The following is a 19,326-nucleotide window of genomic DNA, read 5'->3' as shown; positions in this document are numbered from 1 at the left end:
CTAACTTTACAAGTTATTGAATATCTTCATTGGGCGCTGGTACTAAACATAATACCGTGCGTTGCCCGACAGGTACATTTTCATTTGGAAAAACGATAGCTTCGTAGGGCTCTATAACCTTTATCTGTTGATTGTTTTCAATTGCTAAAGTCTGGCCTTGCTCAAACCCAGTAAAGTTTTCAGTCGTCTTAGAAAATGAAAAAGCAAAATCATCAAAATGCTTATTGATTGAACGTGATACTTTATACAAGTTGAGTTTATTGCTATCGAATACGGCTAATTCTGGTTCTGTTTGAGTAATAAGCGCCGCTAACATTTTGTGGGTATTTGCAAATTTATGCATATCATTTTCACCAAATGGCATAACTTTACCTAGCTCAACGGTAAACGCATCAGCTTTAAATTGCTCTGATGAAAAATAACTAAATGTTGTTGTGGGTTCGTGATGAAACAAAATCGTATCTACATCGCAGCCTGCTAAAAACATTATTTGTTTTGCACTGAATGCTCTGCCTGGTCTGTAGGGATATATCGCAAACTTTTCATGCTTTGAAGGCTTGATAGCTGTGTGCAAATCGTAATGAATACGCTGCGAGTTATCATTGTCATTGAAAAAATCACTGACGTATTGTTCAAGCGCTTTAGCTCTCACTCGCTCTTTATTTATCAGCCCTTCCCCATCTGAATGAGCACCTGAAAACAAACGGTTCATGTTCTCTTCAACAAAGCGTGTTTGAGTCAATATAGAATCAGGGTTACCAATAATGAATAAAACGCGATGCAGCGTTTCTATTTTACAGGTAAGTAAATCACTGATGAGTTTGTTACATATTTCTATAGGCGCGGTTTCATTACCATGAATGGCACATGATAAAACCACATCCTTTGTAGAGCCAGATGCGGGGCTAAAGCTGATTACACCATTATCTAAGATTGTGACTGTTGTTTGATTTGATAATGTGAATGCTTGGCTTTTTAAAGGCTTATCAATATTGGCCAAAGTAAAAGCGAGAAAGTCATGATCGTCCATTAATTGCTGAAACACAAAGACTCCTTGAAAGACGTTTAAACGAATAGGTTTCATAATCGTGTTGATTCTAACACATTCAATGGACGCTAACGTTAAGTGTCATTTAACAAAATGTAAATCTTTGCTTGCATTCCTGCTGTGAACAAATATACTTTTAGCCATCTAGACTTCTTTATGGGTATAACTATGACATTAGCAACATTTGGTGCAGGCTGTTTTTGGGGCGTCGAATACTTCTTTAAACAAGTAGAAGGTGTTTTAGATGCCAAATGCGGTTATATGGGCGGGAATGATCAATACCAAACTTATGCTGAAGTTAAAGCGGGCAACACTGGCCATGCCGAAGTCGTTCAAGTTGAATTTGACGAAACAATCGTCTCGTACGAAACCTTAGTCGCTGTTTTTTGGCAAAATCACAATCCGACGACCTTGAATCAACAAGGCGAAGATATTGGATCTCAGTATAGAAGCACTATCTTTTTCCATGATGATCAACAAAAAGAAATAGCTGAGTCAGCAAAACAACAATTAATCGCCAGTAGCAAATGGGGAAACCGTCAAATTGTTACAGAAATTGTACCATTAAAGCGGTTCCACATTGCTGAAGAATACCACCAAAATTATCTAGAAAAGAATGACTTGCCGAGCTGTCATATTTCGTTTTAACAAGTAAGCGCTGAAAATAAGTATAAAAAGGCACCACTTTGGTGTCTTTTGTGTACATAGTCGATTAAAGCAATCTATAAGTTAGACCGAACTGCGCTTTACCCGCCCCGTTAAATTCCCTACAATCCATTCAAATTGCTTAGGCATATGAATACGGAGATATACAACAATGAGTCAAGCACGTCATATTAACCTACTGATATTAGGTTCTGGCCCTGCTGGTTACACGGCTGCAGTTTATGCTGCACGCGCAAATTTAAAACCAGTTATGATCACTGGTATGCAACAAGGTGGACAGCTTACGACAACGACTGAAGTTGAAAACTGGCCTGGTGACGCGAATGATCTTACTGGCCCTGCATTAATGGAAAGAATGCAGCAGCATGCTGAGAAGTTTGATACAGAGATTATCTTCGACCATATTAACGAAGTTGATTTCAGTGAGCGCCCATTTAAATTGAAAGGTGACAATGGTGAATTCACTTGTGATGCCTTAATTATCGCAACAGGTGCATCGGCTAAATATCTAGGTTTGCCTTCTGAAGAGGCATTCATGGGACGTGGTGTGTCTGCTTGTGCAACGTGTGACGGATTCTTTTATCGAAATCAAAAAGTGGCCGTTGTAGGCGGTGGTAATACTGCCGTTGAAGAAGCACTATATTTAAGTAATATCGCATCAGAAGTTCATTTGATTCATCGTAGAGATAGTTTCCGCTCTGAAAAAATCTTAATCAACCGATTAATGGATAAAGTAGCGAGTGGCAACATTATTCTACATTTAGATCAAACTCTCGATGAAGTTGTTGGCGATAATATGGGTGTTACGGGTCTAAAGATGAAGAGTACTAAAGATGGTGCGATTTCAGATTTAGACGTTGCGGGTGTATTTATTGCTATTGGTCATAGTCCAAATACCGGTATTTTTGATGGTCAATTAACCATGAATCATGGTTATATTACTGTAAATAGTGGACTACAAGGCAATGCTACGCAAACGAGTATTGAAGGTATTTATGCTTGTGGTGACGTTATGGATCAACATTATCGTCAAGCTATTACATCGGCCGGTTCTGGTTGTATGGCAGCGTTAGATGCTGAACGTTTCTTAGACGCTCAAAAATAAATTGCTATTATAGAAAAAAGCCAACTATTTAGTTGGCTTTTTTTGTGTCTTTTGAATATAAAACAACGTCTACATCGCCTTCCACATCTGGATGCGACAGTTTTTCAATATATTTCATACCCAGTTTTTTCATTATATTAATTGAAGCTAGGTTTTCTTCATCTGCAATGGCGGAAAAGTGCTTTATATTTTGCTGAGTTGCAAGCAAATGCTCCATCACAGCTTTTGCACTTTCAGTCGCTATTCCTCTGCCCCATGTTGATTGTTTAAAACGCCAGCCAATTTCTAAATCAGAATATGAAGGAGACAGAGTGAAGAAATGCATAGGTCGAATGAGTATCCAACCAAGAAAAGAACTAGGATGCTCTTTAAGCGATACTTTCCAAAGTCCCCAACCTCGTTCTGGGTTGATGTATTTAGCTAACCTCGGAATAAAAATGTCTTTTATTTCTTGCGCTGAAGTGACTTTGCCACCGTTTATGTATTGCATCACAGCAGGGTCTTGATCTAACTCAAACAACAAGTCGCCATCGTTGAGTGTCATTAAACTGATTTGCAATCGTTCTGTGTGTAACTGTTCCATGTAAGTACACCTATTCTCTAAAGTATTCACACAACATTTTATTCGGTGTTTTTACTATCCTATAAGAATTTTGGGCATAAAAAAAGGAACCCGAAGGCTCCTTCTTTAAGCATAATAGCTAATTACTTAGCTAAAGCTTCTTTTGCTTTTTCAACTAAAGTAGTGAAAACTACTTTGTCGAATACAGCGATGTCAGCCAAAATCTTACGATCGATTTCGATTGATGCTTTTTTAAGGCCATTAATGAAACGGCTATAAGAAAGACCATTTTGACGAGAAGCCGCATTGATACGTGCAATCCAAAGTTGACGGAATTGACGTTTCTTCTGACGACGGTCACGGTAAGCATATTGACCAGCTTTAGTTACTGCTTGAACAGCAACGCGGTAAGTACGTGAGCGAGCTCCGTAATAACCTTTGGCTAATTTAAGTACTTTCTTGTGACGAGCACGAGCGGTTACACCACGCTTAACTCTAGGCATTGTTCATATCTCCTTTAATTAAGCGTATGGTAGTTGACGTGCGATTGCTGGCACATCAGACTTTGCAACTAAACATTTAGCACGTAAGTGACGTTTACGCTTAGTGCTCTTCTTTGTCAAAATATGACGTAAGTGTGCTTGTTTACGCTTGAAACCATTAGCGGTTTTTCTGAAGCGCTTTTGAACACCCTTATCTGTTTTCATTTTAGGCATTGCTAAAACTCCGCATTGGGACATTAATAAAACGTAAGGCGAGCAAAACCCTCAAAAGGACTTTGCTACTTTTTAGTGGGTTGCCCTACTATTTCTTTTTAGGTGCGAGGACCATAACTGCTTGTCGACCTTCCATTTTAGGGAAAGATTCAACTACAGCATATGTTTCCAAATCACCTTTGATACGGTTCAAAAGATCCATACCTAGGCTTTGGTGTGCCATTTCGCGACCACGGAAACGCAGCGTAATTTTCGCTTTGTCCCCATCTTCAAGAAAACGAATCAGGTTGCGTAGTTTTACCTGATAGTCGTTTTCATCAGTGCCAGGACGGAATTTTATTTCCTTCAGCTGGACCTGTTTCTGCTTCTTCTTTTGTTCCTTTTGTGCTTTCGCTTTATCAAAAAGGAACTTACCGTAGTCCATTATGCGACAGACAGGTGGCTCAGCATTAGGGCTGATTTCAACTAGGTCTACACCTGCTTCGTCAGCTAATTCCTGTGCCTGTGAAATACTAACGATTCCAACTGCCTCACCATTGATATCCGATAAACGAACTTCTGGTACGCCAGTGATTTCATCGTTAATACGATTAGGGGCTGGCTGTCGCCCTGCTGCTCTCTTGATCTTTATGACCTATTCCTCCAACAATAATAGACTACGGCTAGAAATTTGTTCTTGTATCTTGGCAGCGAAATCATTGATTTTCATCTTACCTAAATCGATACCGTCACGTGTTCTTACCGCAACTTCCTTATTTTCCATTTCTTGATCGCCTACGACCAATAAATAAGGTACACGCTTAAGCGTATGTTCACGTATTTTAAAGCCTATTTTCTCATTCCTCAAGTCTTTAGATGCACGAATGCCACTTTCTTTGAAAGTTTTAACAATTTCGTCAACATAATCAGACTGTTTATCAGTAATATTCATAACAATTACTTGCACAGGTGCGAGCCATGTTGGGAATTTACCTGCATATTCTTCAATAAGAATACCTAAGAAACGTTCAAGAGACCCTAAAATAGCTCTATGGATCATAACAGGTGTCTGGCGAGTGTTATCTTCAGCAACGTAAGTTGCACCAAGACGCGCTGGTAATGCGTAATCTAATTGGACAGTACCACACTGCCAAGCACGGTCTAAGCAGTCATGTAATGTAAATTCGATTTTCGGGCCGTAGAATGCACCTTCACCTGGTAACACTTCAAATTCAATGTTATTTGCATCTAAAGCTTGCTTAAGTGCCTCTTCTGCTCTATCCCACATATCATCATCACCGATACGCTTTTCTGGGCGTGTCGATAATTTAACAACGATATTGTTGAAGCCAAAGCTACCATAAGTATCGTAAACCATTTGGATACATTCACTTACCTGCTCTTGTACTTGCTCATCAGTACAGAAAACATGTGCATCATCTTGGGTAAAGCCACGTACGCGCATTAAGCCGTGAAGTGAACCAGATGGTTCATTACGGTGACAACAACCAAACTCAGCCATTTTCAATGGTAAGTCGCGGTAAGATTTTAGTCCTTGATTAAAGATTTGAACGTGACCAGGACAGTTCATTGGTTTAATCGCATACTCACGATTTTCACTGTTTGTGGTAAACATCGCGTCAGCATATTTGTCCCAGTGGCCTGAACGTTCCCATAAGTTACGATCCATCATCAACGGACCTTTAACTTCTTGGTAAGTATATTGGCCTAGCTTTTGACGAATAAACTTCTCAAGCTCTAGATATAAACTCCAACCGTCGTTATGCCAGAACACCATACCTGGTGCTTCTTCTTGCATATGGTATAGATCAAGTTGCTTACCAATTTTACGGTGATCACGTTTTGCCGCTTCTTCAAGTCGGTTCAAATGCACTTTTAATGCTTTTTTGTCAGCCCAAGCTGTACCATAAACACGCTGCAACATCTTGTTATCAGAGTTACCGCGCCAGTATGCACCTGCAACACTCATTAATTTAAAGTGATGACAGAATTTCATGTTTGGCACATGCGGACCACGACACATGTCAGTATATTCTTCATGGTGATATAAAGCAGGTGTTGAATCCTTGCTAATATTTTCATCAAGAATTGCAATTTTGTATTCTTCGCCACGCGACTCAAAAGTGTCACGAGCTTCTTGCCAAGAAACAACTTTCTTAACAACACTATAATTTGTTTTTGCTAATGCCAACATACGCTTTTCAAGCGCATCAATATCTTCTTGCGTTAGCTTGTGGTCTAAATCGATGTCGTAGTAAAAACCGTTATCGATAACAGGACCAATCGCCATTTTGGTTTCAGGCCACATTTGCTTAATAGCATGCCCTAATAAATGCGCACAAGAATGGCGAAGGATTTCAACACCTTCTTCGTCTTTAGCCGTAATGATAGACAATTCTGAGTCTGTTGTGATCAAGTCACAAGCGTCTACTAGCTCGCCATTAATGCGGCCAGCAATACAAGCTTTAGCTAAACCAGGACCAATGTCGGCTGCGACATCTAATGTTGATACAGAATCTGCAAACTCGCGTTTGCTGCCATCAGGCAATGTAATAATAGGCATTGTATTTCCTTATCCAGTGGTGACCCACACGTAGGGCCACTTGGTAATAATAAATAAAAAAGAAATGCCACCAAACTACAGACATTACAGGAGCCTGAGTTAATAGCGGCATGAGTTTGCATTCTAATTGAAAAGCCCTTTTGCAATCAAGTAATGCGGAGTAATAGAGCTTGTTATCGATAAATTAATTGATATGAACAGCATAATAGATGATCAATACAGAAAAATGCTGATAGATAATCCCATACTAAGATTTTATATCCTTACTTTAACACTCAACTATAATTTAATCGTAAAGTGTAATTTTGACCCAATTACACAGGTTTCGGACAATGTTGAAGCTATATAAAGGAGTATGTTATGAATTTAGTCAGCAGAGTGATCAGTTGCCCACATTGTGGACATAATCAGCATGTTCATATAGATACGAGTTGCGGAGATCAAGAATATTATGACGATTGCAGAGTATGCTGTAACCCAATTCACATGACCTTATTAGTGAATGATGCCAATCGCACCATTCAACTATTTATAGATACCGATGATGAGCAACTATATTAAATAATAAACGCTAGTGCTTGGTGTAACACTATACGATGAAGGAAGCTCATCGTTTTGGTTAGACTAACCTAGCGCTTTTTTAGCTAATATACGTTCTACAGTGTCGACAATAACTTGAGTTTGGCTATCGATTTCTATATTGATTCGCTCGCCAATAGTAATATCACTCAAATTAGTCAATTTTAATGTTTCAGGGATCAAGTGCAGCTTAAAGCTGTTATCACTTAATTCACCAACGGTTAAACTACAACCATTAACACCTATAAATCCTTTATAAAAAATATAGTCCATCCACCGTGCAGGTACAGTAAGTGTTATGTTGTAATGTTTATCCGTTTGACTAATTTCTGTCACTTCTGCCATTGTGTGTACGTGACCAGACAAAATATGTCCGCCAATCTCTTTACCGAACGTTAATGAGCGCTCAATATTAACTTTGTTACCTGGCTCAACAAAATTCAGGTTTGTCACTTGTAAGGTCTCTTCCATTACATCGAAATAAACACTATTATTCTCAAGTTTAGTGACAGTCAAACAAACTCCATTATTGGCAACACTTGCACCTGTCTCAAGTCCTTGTTGTAGTTCTTCTGGAATATTAACTTCAAATGTTTTTAAACCACTTTGCTCTATAATTGAAACCACTTCACAAGTGGCTTGAACGATACCAGTAAACATATTTTCACTCGTTAGTTATAAGGTTTCTTAATGAATCACACAGGCTTTCAAGCCAAAAAGTTAATCCAATTAGCTTTGCCCGTTTTAATTGCCCAAGTTACACAAACCATGATGGGCTTTATTGACACTGTAATGGCAGGTCGAGTTAGTGCTGTTGATATGGCAGCGGTTGCTATTGGTACTAGTCTTTGGTTACCAGCACTGTTATTTGTGCAAGGACTTATTCTCGCATTTACGCCTGTATTTGCCCATCATCATGGTGCAAATAATCCTAAAGCGATTCAACCTCTCATGTCACAAGCGTTCTATATTGCCATAATTGGTAGTCTGGGTGTGTTGCTGTTCCTCTCATTTGCGCAAACTATTTTCGACATGATGGAATTAGAACCAGAACTTGCTGAGTTAAGTGCTGGATATTTACATGGATTTATGTGGGGTGTTCCAGCGTTTATTTTGTATCAGATACTTAGAGGTTGCTCTGAAGGTATTTCCTATACACTACCGACTATGATCATCGGCTTTGTTGGTTTAGCTGTGAATATTCCTGCTAATTATATTTTTATTTATGGACATTTTGGTGTTCCGGCGATGGGCGGCGCAGGTTGTGGTATTGCAACAGCACTCGTATTTTGGGCCATGATGATTGCTATGATGATTTACATGCAATTTCATCAAAAATTCGCCGAAATCGAACCTTTTAAACGGCTTAATAAACCTAACTGGAAAACCATTTGGGAAATGTTGAAGCATGGTATGCCGATCGCAATGGCATTATTTTTTGAAGTCAGTTTATTTGCCGTCATAGCATTATTGTTAGCTCCACTAGGTGCAACTGTTGTCGCTGGACATCAGATAGCGCTAAATTTTTCATCTATCGTATTTATGTTGCCATTATCTATTGGTATTGCAGTGTCTATCCGCGTGGGTTATTACTTAGGACAAGACAAACTCGACATATCTAACTTAGTTACTAAGATAGGGTTATTCATTGCTTTTTCATTAGCCGTCATTACGGCCGTGATTACAGTGTTATTTAAAACCCAAATTGCCCTACTGTATAATAACAATCCTGAAGTGGTCGCGTTAGCTGGTAGCTTAATGTTCCTAGCGGCACTGTATCAGCTATCTGACTCAATCCAAGTAGTTGCTGCAGGTGCATTACGTGGTTATAAAGATACTCAAAGTGCCTTTTATATTACCCTTGTGTCTTATTGGGCTATCGGAATGACGTTAGGTTACTTATTAGCAAGAACCGATATCATTGTACCTGCCATGGGAGCACACGGTTTTTGGATTGGTCTTATTGCAGGCCTAACTAGTGCTGCATTATTATTTGCCCTGCGTCTAAGGTACATACAAAAATCTGGGAAATTGAAAGCAGTCATTGAAGAACGCAGTTAATAGCGACTATGGATTTGAATTAACCAAATAAAATCTTAGTTTTGCAGAGGAAATTAAATAAATCTTAGCCTTTGTGCTGTAATAAGATTCAATTTGAACAGCAATTCACCATTCAAACAATTTTTTTGTTTTTTTACTTGCATCAAGCGACGTATACCGTAATATATCGCTCGTTCCAAAGATTACATGATATGTAGTCTTTAAACGATACAACTGTAGCTCAGCTGGTTAGAGCACCACCTTGACATGGTGGGGGTCGGTGGTTCGAATCCACTCAGTTGTACCATTTAAAAGATATTATACAACTGTAGCTCAGCTGGTTAGAGCACCACCTTGACATGGTGGGGGTCGGTGGTTCGAATCCACTCAGTTGTACCATCTTTAACTTTTAAACCAGCGAAAGCTGGTTTTTTTGTACCTCAAAAAAAACACCATCAATAATCAATGGTGTTTTGTTGGGGGAGATAAAAATGTTAGTTATGGATTAACAGATACGTCATCTAATAAGTAATCCACTCCTATAGGTAATCCATCAAAATACATAAATAACTCCGCTAATGTACATTCTGGTATCACTAATTCACCGGTGACTTGTTGCCAATCAAGATTATTGATCAATCCAGCACCTACGCCTTTATACAGTTCACTGTCACCTTCACAACGTGATTTAACCGTAATAGAGATATTGTGTTCAATAGTGCTCATGCTGCTGATTTTAGACCAAGCTGTGATTTGATAAGTCTGACCAGCTGTTGCCGTAGGTAATAAATCATATACGGCGCCCTGCCATTCTGCAGTCCTATTTTGAACCAATGCACTAAAATTTCCTGAATGAGCATCGATATCAGTTTGGCTAATATTTGCATCTCCCCATGTTACCCAACCTTGTGTATCCTGTTCAAAATGAGGGTTTGTGATGAGATTATTTGGGTCTTCAACCAATTCTGTACTGATAGTCACTTCATCTAGATAAATATTTGCATCAACAACAGGTCCATCAAAGTAAACAAATACCTCTTCCAATTGGCAATTTGGTAAGGTTAACGAACCATTTATAGCTGTCCAACCATCATTAGTTGCTTGAACACTGGCTAATTGTTGATATTGCTCTGTTTCACCAACACAGAGTGTTTTAACTGTAATGTTAACAGGATTAGATTCAATACCTTCAATGCGTGTATATCCATTAATATTAATCAATTGACCCGCTTGAACACGTGATAATAAGTCAATTAACGGTCCTTGCCATGTGCCAGTTCTATTAGATAATAATGCACTTTGAGTCCCCTGATATGCCTGCGCTGAAGTAACTTGTAAATCTCCGCCCCACGCACTCCAGCTATCAAGACCATTTTCAAAATCACTATATTGTATAACCTCGTTAATGGGTTGCGTGATGGCTTCATGTAATACCACGTCATCTAAGTATATATTTGCCTCAGGGGATGGCCCTTCAAAATACAATACAGCTTCAATGAAGTTACAATTAGGAATAGTGACTAAGCCGCCAAGTAATCGCCACTCAGTATTGCTGACTGTCGTCCCTCCTACACCAATATATTGATCTCCAGCAGGACAAGTTACTCGAATAGTCGCTTTTACGGTGGCTTGAGAGGCTGAAATTAAACTCTGTGCAAATAACTGATATGAATTACCCGCTGTTACTATGTTGGTTAGATCTAATGCAGGTCCCTGCCAGGTTTCTGTTCTGTCGACAGCAAGCAGGCTTTGCGACCCCGAATAGGCATTATCAGTTGTTATTGTTAAGACAGGATCACCAAATGGAAACCATTCATGATTAACCTGCTCAAAATCACTATTATCAATTAGATTAGGCCCAAATCCTTCAGTATTTGGCACTAAGCGTTTAGGTCTCAGGGTTAAGCCATCAACAAATAAGTCTATACCTGCTTGTGGGCCTTCTATATATAAAGATGCCGTTAATGAATCGCAATCAGGTGTTGTAAAGCTTGCCGTAATTTGAGACCAACGAAAAAGTCGAGGAGAGACTGTATCTAAGGATTGGTATATCGCACCTTCACTATCACACTGTGTCATTAAACTTAATGATACTTGTTGATTTCGTGCTAGTACGCGAGTCCAAACACTGGTATCGTACTCTTGAGCGGGTTTTATTACTTCACTGATATCGTAAACTGCACCATGCCAATTTTCAGTACGGTTCTTAACTCTTAATCCACCACGGCCATTTTTTGCAAAAAAAGCGGTTCGCTTAAGTTCACCAGCCCAGGTCGACCAGCCATCAAGGCCGATTTCTAAATTACCGTTAGCGATTAAATTGGGTAGTTGCCCTGCTTCATCAGCTTCAATTCTTAATAAACCATCTACAACACCAAAATATGCCGGTTTACGTTGATATTCATCATCATAGATGAGTGGATCATCTTCACCAAACTCTCCATCAATCCAGGTGTATTTGTCAGTGAATCCCCAAATCGTAAACGCATCACATTGACGTACATTCATACATGCATTCACAGCACGATGATAAACTTGTTGTTGTATCGCTAGATTGGTGACATCGTCCCAAGGAAGTGAAGATATTCTAACGTCAATCTCACTAATGTTGACTGATAAGCCAAGATCCGCAAAACGTTGTAAATTTGCAGTCATCTCTTCAGTACTAGGTGCAGAAGCGGCATCTAGGTGCATTTGAAACCCTATTCCATCAATAGGTACACCATCAGCAATTAATTCAGCCATCATGGTATAAACGGCATCTGATTTAGCATTGATGGAATCAATACCATAATCGTTGTAAAATAATTTCGCTCTTGGATCAGCAGCCCTTGCTGAAATATAGGCATCAGCAATATAAGATTTTCCTAATTTTTTGTAAAAAACAGATTGTCTATAGTTAGCATCATCACCCATAACCTCATTAACAACATCCCAAGCATAAATTTCACCTGCATAATATTGCATTGTGGTGGTGATATGATTATCAATCATTTGTGCTAGCGTTGCTGCATCAACTTGGTCATTGACAAAATTTGGTGCCTGTCTGTGCCAAACTAATGCGTGCCCTTTAACTTTTTGTTTGTTGTCTTGGGTAACCGCCAACATGGAATCAAAAGCACTAAAATCCCATTCATTAGCGCTAACAGGTTGCAAAGGTCCCCACTTTGCTACGTTCTCCGGAGTAATATAGTTAAACTCAGATGCAAGTAGTGATAAATAATCTTCTTCACCTGAAGCCATGACACCATAACTTGGTGCCGTCCCCACTTTTTTACGTGCTTTTTTACTTGCATCTGCAAGAGTTTCGACATGGCTGAAAAAATTAAACTTTTTCCAATCCGATTTTTTTTGCGGAGCAGCCTCCGCAATATTTATTGTTAACGTGGCTAATACTAACGCGCATAACCCAGCGTTTTTTACATGCTTGTTCATTAACTAATCCTTAAATAGATTCAGTTTTAAGGCAAAGAAAGCCCAAATGATTTTTTGATTGTTTTAGCTCTTATTCAGTGACTGCTTTTTAAACCGAATAACAAAAAACTAACATGTGGTCTTTTTGACAACAAGATGAATTTTTAATCTATCTATTTTAAAGAGCACAATACCGATACGGGTAATACACACAAATGATAAGCAATTTGGTTTACTAAATTATTGGCAAATAAAGGCATTACTTGATGTTAAGTAAAATTAAATGATGGCAATTTGGACTTAATAAAGTTTATTTGTTTATTTTTTCTGATGTGTTTTTTTAAACAGATAAATTCACTTAACGTTGTTTCAATAAACAATCATTTTTGAAAGATACCCTTGATGCCCATTGCAAAAGGCTTCAAGGATAAAATTTAGATCATTTGTTGGCGATTTTGGGTCAACTTATAAATCAGTTGTCATGTATCTATTCACAATAATTCAGATAGTTACTAAAAATATTGTTTGATCAAATATTGCGTAACTTAGAACTAGCTACACAATACTAGATTTAGCCCGTTATTGAATTTTCGGTATGTTCAAGATTAAAGTTAGAGCAGGTTTATAGCTTAAATCGCGATTCCATAACAATGGATAGTTAGTTCTTTGTGGAATAGGATAATCATTTTTCCAAGACATCGTGTCATGTACTCCCCAAAACGTGACTCGGTCAATTTTATCCTTCTTACGGTAAAACAATTCGAACAAAGCCTGATATCTTTTAGTAAGTTGCACTTGAACAGAATCAGGTAAACCATCACGATATGGGTCTAAATATGCTTTAAACTCTGACAGTTGAAATTGTGGGTGCGAGAAAGCCTGTCCAATGACTTGCCCATGCTTGGTAAATGGTAGTACGTCTATATCTAATTCTGTAATCATTACCTTTAACCCGAGCGCTGCATATGCATCAATTGCCGCTTCAATTTGCTCAATTTCAGGATAATTAAGTCCCCAATGGGCTTGAATACCGATACCATCAATTCTAATGCCTTCATCCTGTAGTAACTTGACCATTCGGATGATGCCATCACGTTTATTTGGCCTCCATGCATTAAAATCGTTGTAATATAGTTCTGTATCGGGTGCATATACAGCTGCAAACTGATATGCATATTTCACAAGTTTATCCCCATCACCCACGGCCTTAACCCAATTCGTTTGGCGATAATATCCATCCTCACCAATCACTTCATTAACAACATCCCATGCATCGACTTTGCCAGCATATCTTCCTGCAACAAGTTTAATGTGCTGTTTCATTCTGTCTAATTGCTGCTCAGAAGAATTTGCTGAGTTGTCAGGTTGTAAGAAAAACCAATCAGGTGTTTGGTTATGCCAAACTAATGTATGCCCAATAATGAACATCTTATGTTGTAAACCGAACTCAACAAAATTGTCAGCTTCAGTGAAGTCATAATATGAACGAGTAGGATTAACAACCTCTGCTTTCATGGCATTTTCTAACGTTATGCTGTTGAACTGAGTCGTTACAATATCGGTTAATTTAGGCGAATTACCGTTGATAATTGATTCATTTATCGCAACTCCAACTTTAAAGTGGCCATTATAGTGACTTTTTAAAGTCTCTAAAGTTTTGGTTTGTTCATTATTCGCCACTGTATACGCTGAAAAGAAACACAGACTTGTAAAAATACAAATAATTATTGGCTTAAGATAAACTCCGTATAGTGAACTGGTAATATTCTTGTATCTTTTTCCCTTGGAACACCTTTGACTATTCAATTTACCCCTCCTTTTGTAATTAGCTTTTCCTCATGAGTGATTTAATTATCCTCACATTTTTAAGCATATATAACGACGCACCTATGTGTCAATTTGACTATTAGGTGCGAGGTAATTATGATGTTAAGCAATCGTTAATAGGGAATATTGGGAAAAGGATCAAATGGGCAGCAAACATCTTCGTTTCATAAATATGGTTTTGCTTTTTAGCATGATCTTTTATTTTACTTCTCCTGTTTTCGCTAACCCTGTTCAGCCTAATAAGGCCACTCAACAAGAATTTATTGAAAGCTCAAGTGATACAAGGGCTATCAACTCTCATTCGAATAACAAGGTAAATGTTGCGATAGATACAAAAGCGCAATGTTATTCAGATATTCCACCTTTACCTGTTAATCCCACACCAACATTAATTACTAAAGATCTTGGATTTCTCGAAGGACCAACCTGGTCATCAGTAAAACAACAGTTTTATTTTTCAGAAATGGATTTTGACGGGCCTCAGACATCAGGACCTATTTCAACAATTTATACATGGAGTCATCAAGACGGTGTCAATAAACTAATCAATGATGTTGGTACGAATGGGTTATACGCTAAAGGTAATGAGTTATACCTGCTTGATCATGCTAACCGTGGTATCAGCAAGATGAATTTGTCGTCATTAAATCAACACGTCATTACAAACCAATTTCAAGGCCAACATTTTAATTCTCCTAATGATGCCGTCATGGATAAAGATGAAATACTGTATTTTACTGATCCTGATTGGCAGCTAGGGCCACGAGAGCAGGAAACTCCTTTTACTGGTGTTTATACTTTAAACAAGCAGGGTCATGTCCAGCTTATTAATAAGTCACTTAATAAACCTAATGGAATCGCTTTATCAAAGGATGAAAAGCATATTTATATCGGGGATTACTCGCATCATATATATGTTTATCGCTTAACAGCGGATAAAACAATAGCAGAAATTACGCAGAAAATTAGCATAGATACACCAGATGGAATGGCTATTGATTGTGCTGGCAATTTATATGCTACAAGTCATAACGAGGGTTTTATAAAAATTTATAATAAAAAAGGAAATTTGATTCAGTCAGTGTTCATTGCACCCAAATTGACTAATGTTGCTTTTGGTGGAAAAGATATGAAAACACTGCTCATTACAACGGGTAATGGGCTATTCCAACTGACAACAAAAGTTCCTGGTTAAAGAACACTTTACTGACGATAACCAAGACCTGTTGCCGCCCAATAAATGCCCCCGTATAAATGGGCTAAAAACAACGGGTCTTGATACACTGCCCCCAGATGACCTAAGCCTGTATAAAAAGAGCGACCACCATCATAATATTGAAACCACGCAATGGGGTGAAAATCTCCCATCCCATCACCCTGTTTGACTCCCCAATCAGATTGCGTTTGATAAGTCTGCTCGTCCACAGTTAATAAGTATTGCAAAGACGGTGTATTGGCCTCACTAAAGTCGTACCACTCGTCTGTAAACCAAAAAGAAGCAGGTAATTGTTCAGATCCGACAAAATCAATGGCAGTTTTATTAACGAGCGCAGTTTGCACTGTTGGATGAATGATAAATGTATGGCCAATTAATTTTTGGTACCACTCCCAACTGTATTCTGTATCAGCAGCGCTGTGAATACCTACAAAACCTTTACCGCTTTGAACATATGTTTCGAGTGCTTGCTTTTGCTTTTCATTTAAAATGTCGCCACTTGTGGCCAAGAAAATAACCACATCAACATCTGCAAGGTACTGGGTATTAATATAATGTGCTTCCTGATGCCAGATAACATTAAAGAAATGTTTCTCGGCCAATTCTTCTATTGCCTTCACTCCATTTAATATAGATTTATGATGCCAACCAGAAGTTTTACTAAAAACCAATACGTTAAATTGCTTTTTAGGCAACGTATCAAACCCCGTTGCATTAACTTGTTTAATCGTACAACACCAAGCTGAAATAAATAATAGAAGCAAAAAACCAAGTAATTTTGATTGATAAAAACTAGATACGAAAACACGAGTTAACTGATAATTTTTACTGATCATAATCTGTTATTCCTAATAGAATTATCTGAAAAGTTAGCAGTTAACTATCAGCTACTAGCAAGCTTACAAAAATTTAGCCCTACTTTATTATTCAAAGCCACGTTAAATAACAAATGGCAGAAGTTTAAAATTAACTTACCTCATTTCAGCAGAGCGGCAATAATTTTGAATAAAATCTACATGGTTAGGTAAGCTGTTTACCCTTCTCTGAATTGTTGATTTTATGGTGTTTAGAAAACCAGCTAACTCCTCGTCAGACATGTTATCGACGATTGGATGATATTCTTTGGGCATGAGTCCTTGACCAATCATCACTTGTAACCATGACGCTTCGCCAAATAATTCTTGATCTGTTTTATATACTTGTGCACTTTGTACAAACAAATCAATTCTATCTTGTAAGCTTTTTGGTATTTCCATCGATTTACAATAGCGCCAAAACTCACTGTCATCTCGCTGAGTTACATGATAGTGCAGCACAATAAAGTCGCGAACATTTTCGATTTCAAGTCGCATCTTTCGATTAAAATCATCAACTACAGCTGGTTCCATTTCTGTAGAAGGTAAGCTTTGCATCAATCTAACGACACTTTGTTGAATTAAATGAATACTCGTGGACTCTAGTGGCTCAATAAAGCCACTAGCAAGACCAATTGCTACACAGTTTTTGTTCCAGTGTTTACGGCGAGTACCAGTTTTAAACTTCAGCACTCTAGGTTCATTAAGTTTGTCACCTTCAATGTTTTCAAGCAGCAGCTCTATTGCTTGCTGGTCTGTCATGTATTTACTACAAAACACTAAGCCATTACCCATTCTATTTTGAAGTGGTATTTGCCATTGCCAACCCGATGGATGCGCTATTGAGCGTGTGTACGGGACTAACGGTTTAGTTTGCCTTGTTTGCACAGCAATAGCGCTATCACAAGGTAACCAGTGACGCCAATCTTCGTAACCAGTATGAAGTGCTTCTTCAATGAGTAATCCTTTAAATCCTGTGCAATCAATAAATAAATCGCCGTTGATCTGTTGACCATCTGCTAAGGTCAGCGATTTTATAAAACCGTTTGAATGATTAAGGTTAACTTTCGAAATTGTACCTTCAATCCGTTTGGCACCATGTTGTTCAGAAATGGCACGTAAAAACTTTGCATATAAACCGGCATCGGTATGAAAAGCATGGTTGCGGTCTTGATTAGGTAAAGCGGCGAATTTACCTAATCGACTGGCTAAATGTTCCGGGCAATAGTCACCAATTTCACTCGCTATCCCCTGTTGATAACCTTTGAGCCAAAAATGTTGGAAACCAGCAGCCCAGCAACTTTGGCCAATATAGCCAAACGAATGCATATAATCTTCATTCACTTGTTTCCAATTCTCAAAAGAAATCCCAAGCTTGAAAGTCGCATTCGTTGCCGCCATAAAATCTGACTCTTTAATTTTTAACAGGTCATGAAATAAATGAAGCGTGGGGATTGTCGCTTCACCAACACCAACGGTAGGAATGTTATCAGATTCAATTAAAGTGACTGAAATATGCTTTCCTAATAATTTTGAGAAAGCCGCAGCAGCCATCCAACCTGCTGTTCCGCCACCAGCTATAACTACATTTTTAATTTTATTGGACATGGTAATCCCCACTTGTACCTAGATTATTAGGTTATTGTTTTTATTCTATATTAAAACTTTAACGCCTTAACTGATTTTGAATTTGCGCACGTAATTTTCTTGCCGTTATTTCATTTAATGGAGAGCGTAAAACACCTTGTGCAGATGGTTGGATATGTTCAAAATTACTGTATTCATCGTTAAAAACATAATGATCGAACAATTTTTTCCAAGCATCTTTTTGCACTTTAGGTAAGTCACGAAGACTTAAAATACCGTGCATTAAAGCGTTACTCGGTTGACCTAAATGCCCCAAGCCCGAAGTAAACCAATAGTTAATTAACACATTAAATGGTGCTAAGGCTTCAACTTGATGCCACCACATGCTAGGAATAATCAACGCATCCCCCACTTCTAATTCGACAACTTGAGAAGCGTTAAATGCATGTTTAAGCTTTGGATATCGCTCAAAATCAGGATTTGTTAAATCAGCTAAGCTAATTGGCTGACCTCCAGGAGCAAGATCTATTGGACCAATATAAAGGTTATCTATTTGCTCAGGCGGAAATAAAGTAAAACGACGCCTTCCAACGACTGAACATGCTAGGTTTTGCGCAACATCATAATGGGCTGATATGTTTGTTTGATTACCCATCCAGATATTCGTTAATGCATCATCTGGCATGGTATCGATTGTAATTTCTTCCAATAATTCAGGGAAATTGTGCTTAATGCTCGTTGAACCTACATAAATGGTATCGGGATGCGGTTTTGAGATTTGGTCAATGAGTTGTGCTAACACATCATTTAAAGGCAACTGCAAAGGATCAAAATTAAATCCTGACAAATCTTCATTATAAAAAACTCGCCCTTGATGGTCGTTGTGTAAATAACAAGCATTAACACTATCACCATCAAATTTTTTACGTAAATAATCCATGGCTTTAAGTAATGACTTTTTACCATGGTGAACAAGTGTCCAGTCACTGGCAAAGTTTTTTAATATGACTGGTTGCTCTGAATATAGCAGTGTTCTGTCGATATTCTGGTGCGTGACACCAGTATATTCACTAATTACTAATTTTTTATTGGCCATATCATTCTCTTCAATCAACTCTGTGAGGGGGTAAGTCAACCTTTGCTGTTAAC

Annotated in this window: 17 protein-coding genes and 2 tRNA genes; 7 read left to right on the top strand and 12 right to left on the bottom strand. The window is 38.3% G+C overall.

The window, feature by feature from the left end:
• Positions 1–13: 13 nt before the first annotated feature.
• Positions 14–1,045, bottom strand: a complete 1,032-nt coding sequence (gene astE / locus J8L86_RS17920; protein WP_211031204.1) for a succinylglutamate desuccinylase — start codon at positions 1,043–1,045, stop codon at positions 14–16.
• A 171-nt stretch (positions 1,046–1,216) separates the two neighbouring features.
• Between astE and msrA the strand changes: the two genes are divergently transcribed.
• Complete coding sequence (gene msrA, locus J8L86_RS17915) at positions 1,217–1,696, top strand: peptide-methionine (S)-S-oxide reductase MsrA (RefSeq protein ID WP_211031203.1); 480 nt, start codon at positions 1,217–1,219, stop codon at positions 1,694–1,696.
• 169 nt (positions 1,697–1,865) lie between these two features.
• Entirely contained in the window at positions 1,866–2,819 is a 954-nt protein-coding gene (gene trxB, locus J8L86_RS17910) for a thioredoxin-disulfide reductase (protein ID WP_055023947.1), read from the top strand.
• A 28-nt stretch (positions 2,820–2,847) separates the two neighbouring features.
• On the opposite strand, the gene J8L86_RS17905 is transcribed toward trxB, so the two are convergent.
• From J8L86_RS17905 to thrS, 5 genes are all read right to left on the bottom strand, one after another.
• Positions 2,848–3,402: a GNAT family N-acetyltransferase gene (locus J8L86_RS17905; RefSeq protein WP_211031202.1), complete on the bottom strand. Its 555-nt coding sequence runs from the start codon at positions 3,400–3,402 to the stop codon at positions 2,848–2,850.
• 122 nt (positions 3,403–3,524) lie between these two features.
• Positions 3,525–3,884, bottom strand: a complete 360-nt coding sequence (rplT, locus tag J8L86_RS17900) for a 50S ribosomal protein L20 (protein ID WP_012325107.1) — start codon at positions 3,882–3,884, stop codon at positions 3,525–3,527.
• Between the two features lie 18 nt (positions 3,885–3,902).
• A complete protein-coding gene (gene rpmI / locus J8L86_RS17895; RefSeq protein ID WP_055023949.1) occupies positions 3,903–4,097 on the bottom strand; it encodes a 50S ribosomal protein L35 in 195 nt (64 codons plus the stop codon).
• An 88-nt stretch (positions 4,098–4,185) separates the two neighbouring features.
• The gene (gene infC, locus J8L86_RS17890; RefSeq protein WP_080915702.1) at positions 4,186–4,728 is read right to left on the bottom strand and encodes a translation initiation factor IF-3; all 543 of its coding nucleotides are present in this window, start codon (positions 4,726–4,728) and stop codon (positions 4,186–4,188) included.
• 3 nt (positions 4,729–4,731) lie between these two features.
• Complete coding sequence (gene thrS / locus J8L86_RS17885) at positions 4,732–6,660, bottom strand: threonine--tRNA ligase (protein WP_211031201.1); 1,929 nt, start codon at positions 6,658–6,660, stop codon at positions 4,732–4,734.
• 360 nt (positions 6,661–7,020) lie between these two features.
• Between thrS and J8L86_RS17880 the strand changes: the two genes are divergently transcribed.
• Positions 7,021–7,221: a CPXCG motif-containing cysteine-rich protein gene (locus J8L86_RS17880; RefSeq protein WP_055023952.1), complete on the top strand. Its 201-nt coding sequence runs from the start codon at positions 7,021–7,023 to the stop codon at positions 7,219–7,221.
• A gap of 63 nt (positions 7,222–7,284) precedes the next feature.
• On the opposite strand, the gene J8L86_RS17875 is transcribed toward J8L86_RS17880, so the two are convergent.
• Entirely contained in the window at positions 7,285–7,899 is a 615-nt protein-coding gene (locus J8L86_RS17875; RefSeq protein ID WP_065108098.1) for a riboflavin synthase, read from the bottom strand.
• A gap of 30 nt (positions 7,900–7,929) precedes the next feature.
• Here J8L86_RS17875 and J8L86_RS17870 point away from each other — a divergent pair, with 30 nt between their 5' ends.
• The 3 genes from J8L86_RS17870 (at position 7,930) to J8L86_RS17860 (ending at position 9,678) form a co-directional block, all read left to right on the top strand.
• Entirely contained in the window at positions 7,930–9,300 is a 1,371-nt protein-coding gene (locus tag J8L86_RS17870; RefSeq protein WP_211031200.1) for an MATE family efflux transporter, read from the top strand.
• Positions 9,301–9,509: 209 nt separating this feature from the next.
• Positions 9,510–9,586, top strand: a tRNA-Val gene (locus J8L86_RS17865).
• A gap of 15 nt (positions 9,587–9,601) precedes the next feature.
• Positions 9,602–9,678: transfer RNA gene (locus J8L86_RS17860), tRNA-Val, on the top strand.
• A 99-nt stretch (positions 9,679–9,777) separates the two neighbouring features.
• Here J8L86_RS17860 and J8L86_RS17855 read toward each other — a convergent pair.
• Positions 9,778–12,714 carry an endo-1,4-beta-xylanase gene (locus J8L86_RS17855; protein WP_211031199.1) on the bottom strand — a complete coding sequence of 979 codons (2,937 nt, stop codon included), beginning with the start codon at positions 12,712–12,714 and terminating at the stop codon, positions 9,778–9,780.
• Between the two features lie 558 nt (positions 12,715–13,272).
• Positions 13,273–14,373 (bottom strand): endo-1,4-beta-xylanase, encoded by a 1,101-nt coding sequence (locus J8L86_RS17850; protein WP_348772663.1) that lies wholly within the window; start codon positions 14,371–14,373, stop codon positions 13,273–13,275.
• A gap of 289 nt (positions 14,374–14,662) precedes the next feature.
• On the opposite strand from J8L86_RS17850, the gene J8L86_RS17845 reads away from it, so the two are divergent.
• Positions 14,663–15,715: an SMP-30/gluconolactonase/LRE family protein gene (locus J8L86_RS17845; protein ID WP_082972165.1), complete on the top strand. Its 1,053-nt coding sequence runs from the start codon at positions 14,663–14,665 to the stop codon at positions 15,713–15,715.
• Between the two features lie 8 nt (positions 15,716–15,723).
• Here J8L86_RS17845 and J8L86_RS17840 read toward each other — a convergent pair whose 3' ends face one another.
• From J8L86_RS17840 to J8L86_RS17830, 3 genes are all read right to left on the bottom strand, one after another.
• The gene (locus J8L86_RS17840) at positions 15,724–16,572 is read right to left on the bottom strand and encodes a ThuA domain-containing protein (protein ID WP_211031198.1); all 849 of its coding nucleotides are present in this window, start codon (positions 16,570–16,572) and stop codon (positions 15,724–15,726) included.
• Positions 16,573–16,707: 135 nt separating this feature from the next.
• On the bottom strand, positions 16,708–18,198 hold the full coding sequence (locus J8L86_RS17835; RefSeq protein WP_211031197.1) for a tryptophan halogenase family protein: 1,491 nt from the start codon (positions 18,196–18,198) through the stop codon (positions 16,708–16,710).
• Positions 18,199–18,256: 58 nt separating this feature from the next.
• Positions 18,257–19,273 (bottom strand): cupin-like domain-containing protein, encoded by a 1,017-nt coding sequence (locus tag J8L86_RS17830; RefSeq protein WP_211031196.1) that lies wholly within the window; start codon positions 19,271–19,273, stop codon positions 18,257–18,259.
• Positions 19,274–19,326 lie beyond the last annotated feature (53 nt).

The organism is Shewanella sp. MMG014, from assembly GCF_018100775.1.
Taxonomy (GTDB): domain Bacteria; phylum Pseudomonadota; class Gammaproteobacteria; order Enterobacterales; family Shewanellaceae; genus Shewanella; species Shewanella japonica.
Note: the sequence above shows the minus strand (reverse complement) of the source record. Positions and strands in the feature narration are given on the sequence as shown.

Bases quoted from the DNA above. Each gene is read 5' to 3' on its own strand.
- J8L86_RS17840 (WP_211031198.1), bottom strand. From the start codon at position 16,572: ATGATCAGTAAAAATTATCAGTTAACTCGTGTTTTCGTATCTAGTTTT.
- rpmI (WP_055023949.1), bottom strand. From the start codon at position 4,097: ATGCCTAAAATGAAAACAGATAAGGGTGTTCAAAAGCGCTTCAGAAAA.
- thrS (WP_211031201.1), bottom strand. From the start codon at position 6,660: ATGCCTATTATTACATTGCCTGATGGCAGCAAACGCGAGTTTGCAGAT.
- J8L86_RS17845 (WP_082972165.1), top strand. From the start codon at position 14,663: ATGGGCAGCAAACATCTTCGTTTCATAAATATGGTTTTGCTTTTTAGC.
- J8L86_RS17905 (WP_211031202.1), bottom strand. From the start codon at position 3,402: ATGGAACAGTTACACACAGAACGATTGCAAATCAGTTTAATGACACTC.
- J8L86_RS17880 (WP_055023952.1), top strand. From the start codon at position 7,021: ATGAATTTAGTCAGCAGAGTGATCAGTTGCCCACATTGTGGACATAAT.
- J8L86_RS17830 (WP_211031196.1), bottom strand. From the start codon at position 19,273: ATGGCCAATAAAAAATTAGTAATTAGTGAATATACTGGTGTCACGCAC.
- J8L86_RS17875 (WP_065108098.1), bottom strand. From the start codon at position 7,899: ATGTTTACTGGTATCGTTCAAGCCACTTGTGAAGTGGTTTCAATTATA.
- J8L86_RS17835 (WP_211031197.1), bottom strand. From the start codon at position 18,198: ATGTCCAATAAAATTAAAAATGTAGTTATAGCTGGTGGCGGAACAGCA.
- J8L86_RS17870 (WP_211031200.1), top strand. From the start codon at position 7,930: ATGAATCACACAGGCTTTCAAGCCAAAAAGTTAATCCAATTAGCTTTG.
- rplT (WP_012325107.1), bottom strand. From the start codon at position 3,884: ATGCCTAGAGTTAAGCGTGGTGTAACCGCTCGTGCTCGTCACAAGAAA.
- msrA (WP_211031203.1), top strand. From the start codon at position 1,217: ATGACATTAGCAACATTTGGTGCAGGCTGTTTTTGGGGCGTCGAATAC.
- J8L86_RS17855 (WP_211031199.1), bottom strand. From the start codon at position 12,714: ATGAACAAGCATGTAAAAAACGCTGGGTTATGCGCGTTAGTATTAGCC.
- trxB (WP_055023947.1), top strand. From the start codon at position 1,866: ATGAGTCAAGCACGTCATATTAACCTACTGATATTAGGTTCTGGCCCT.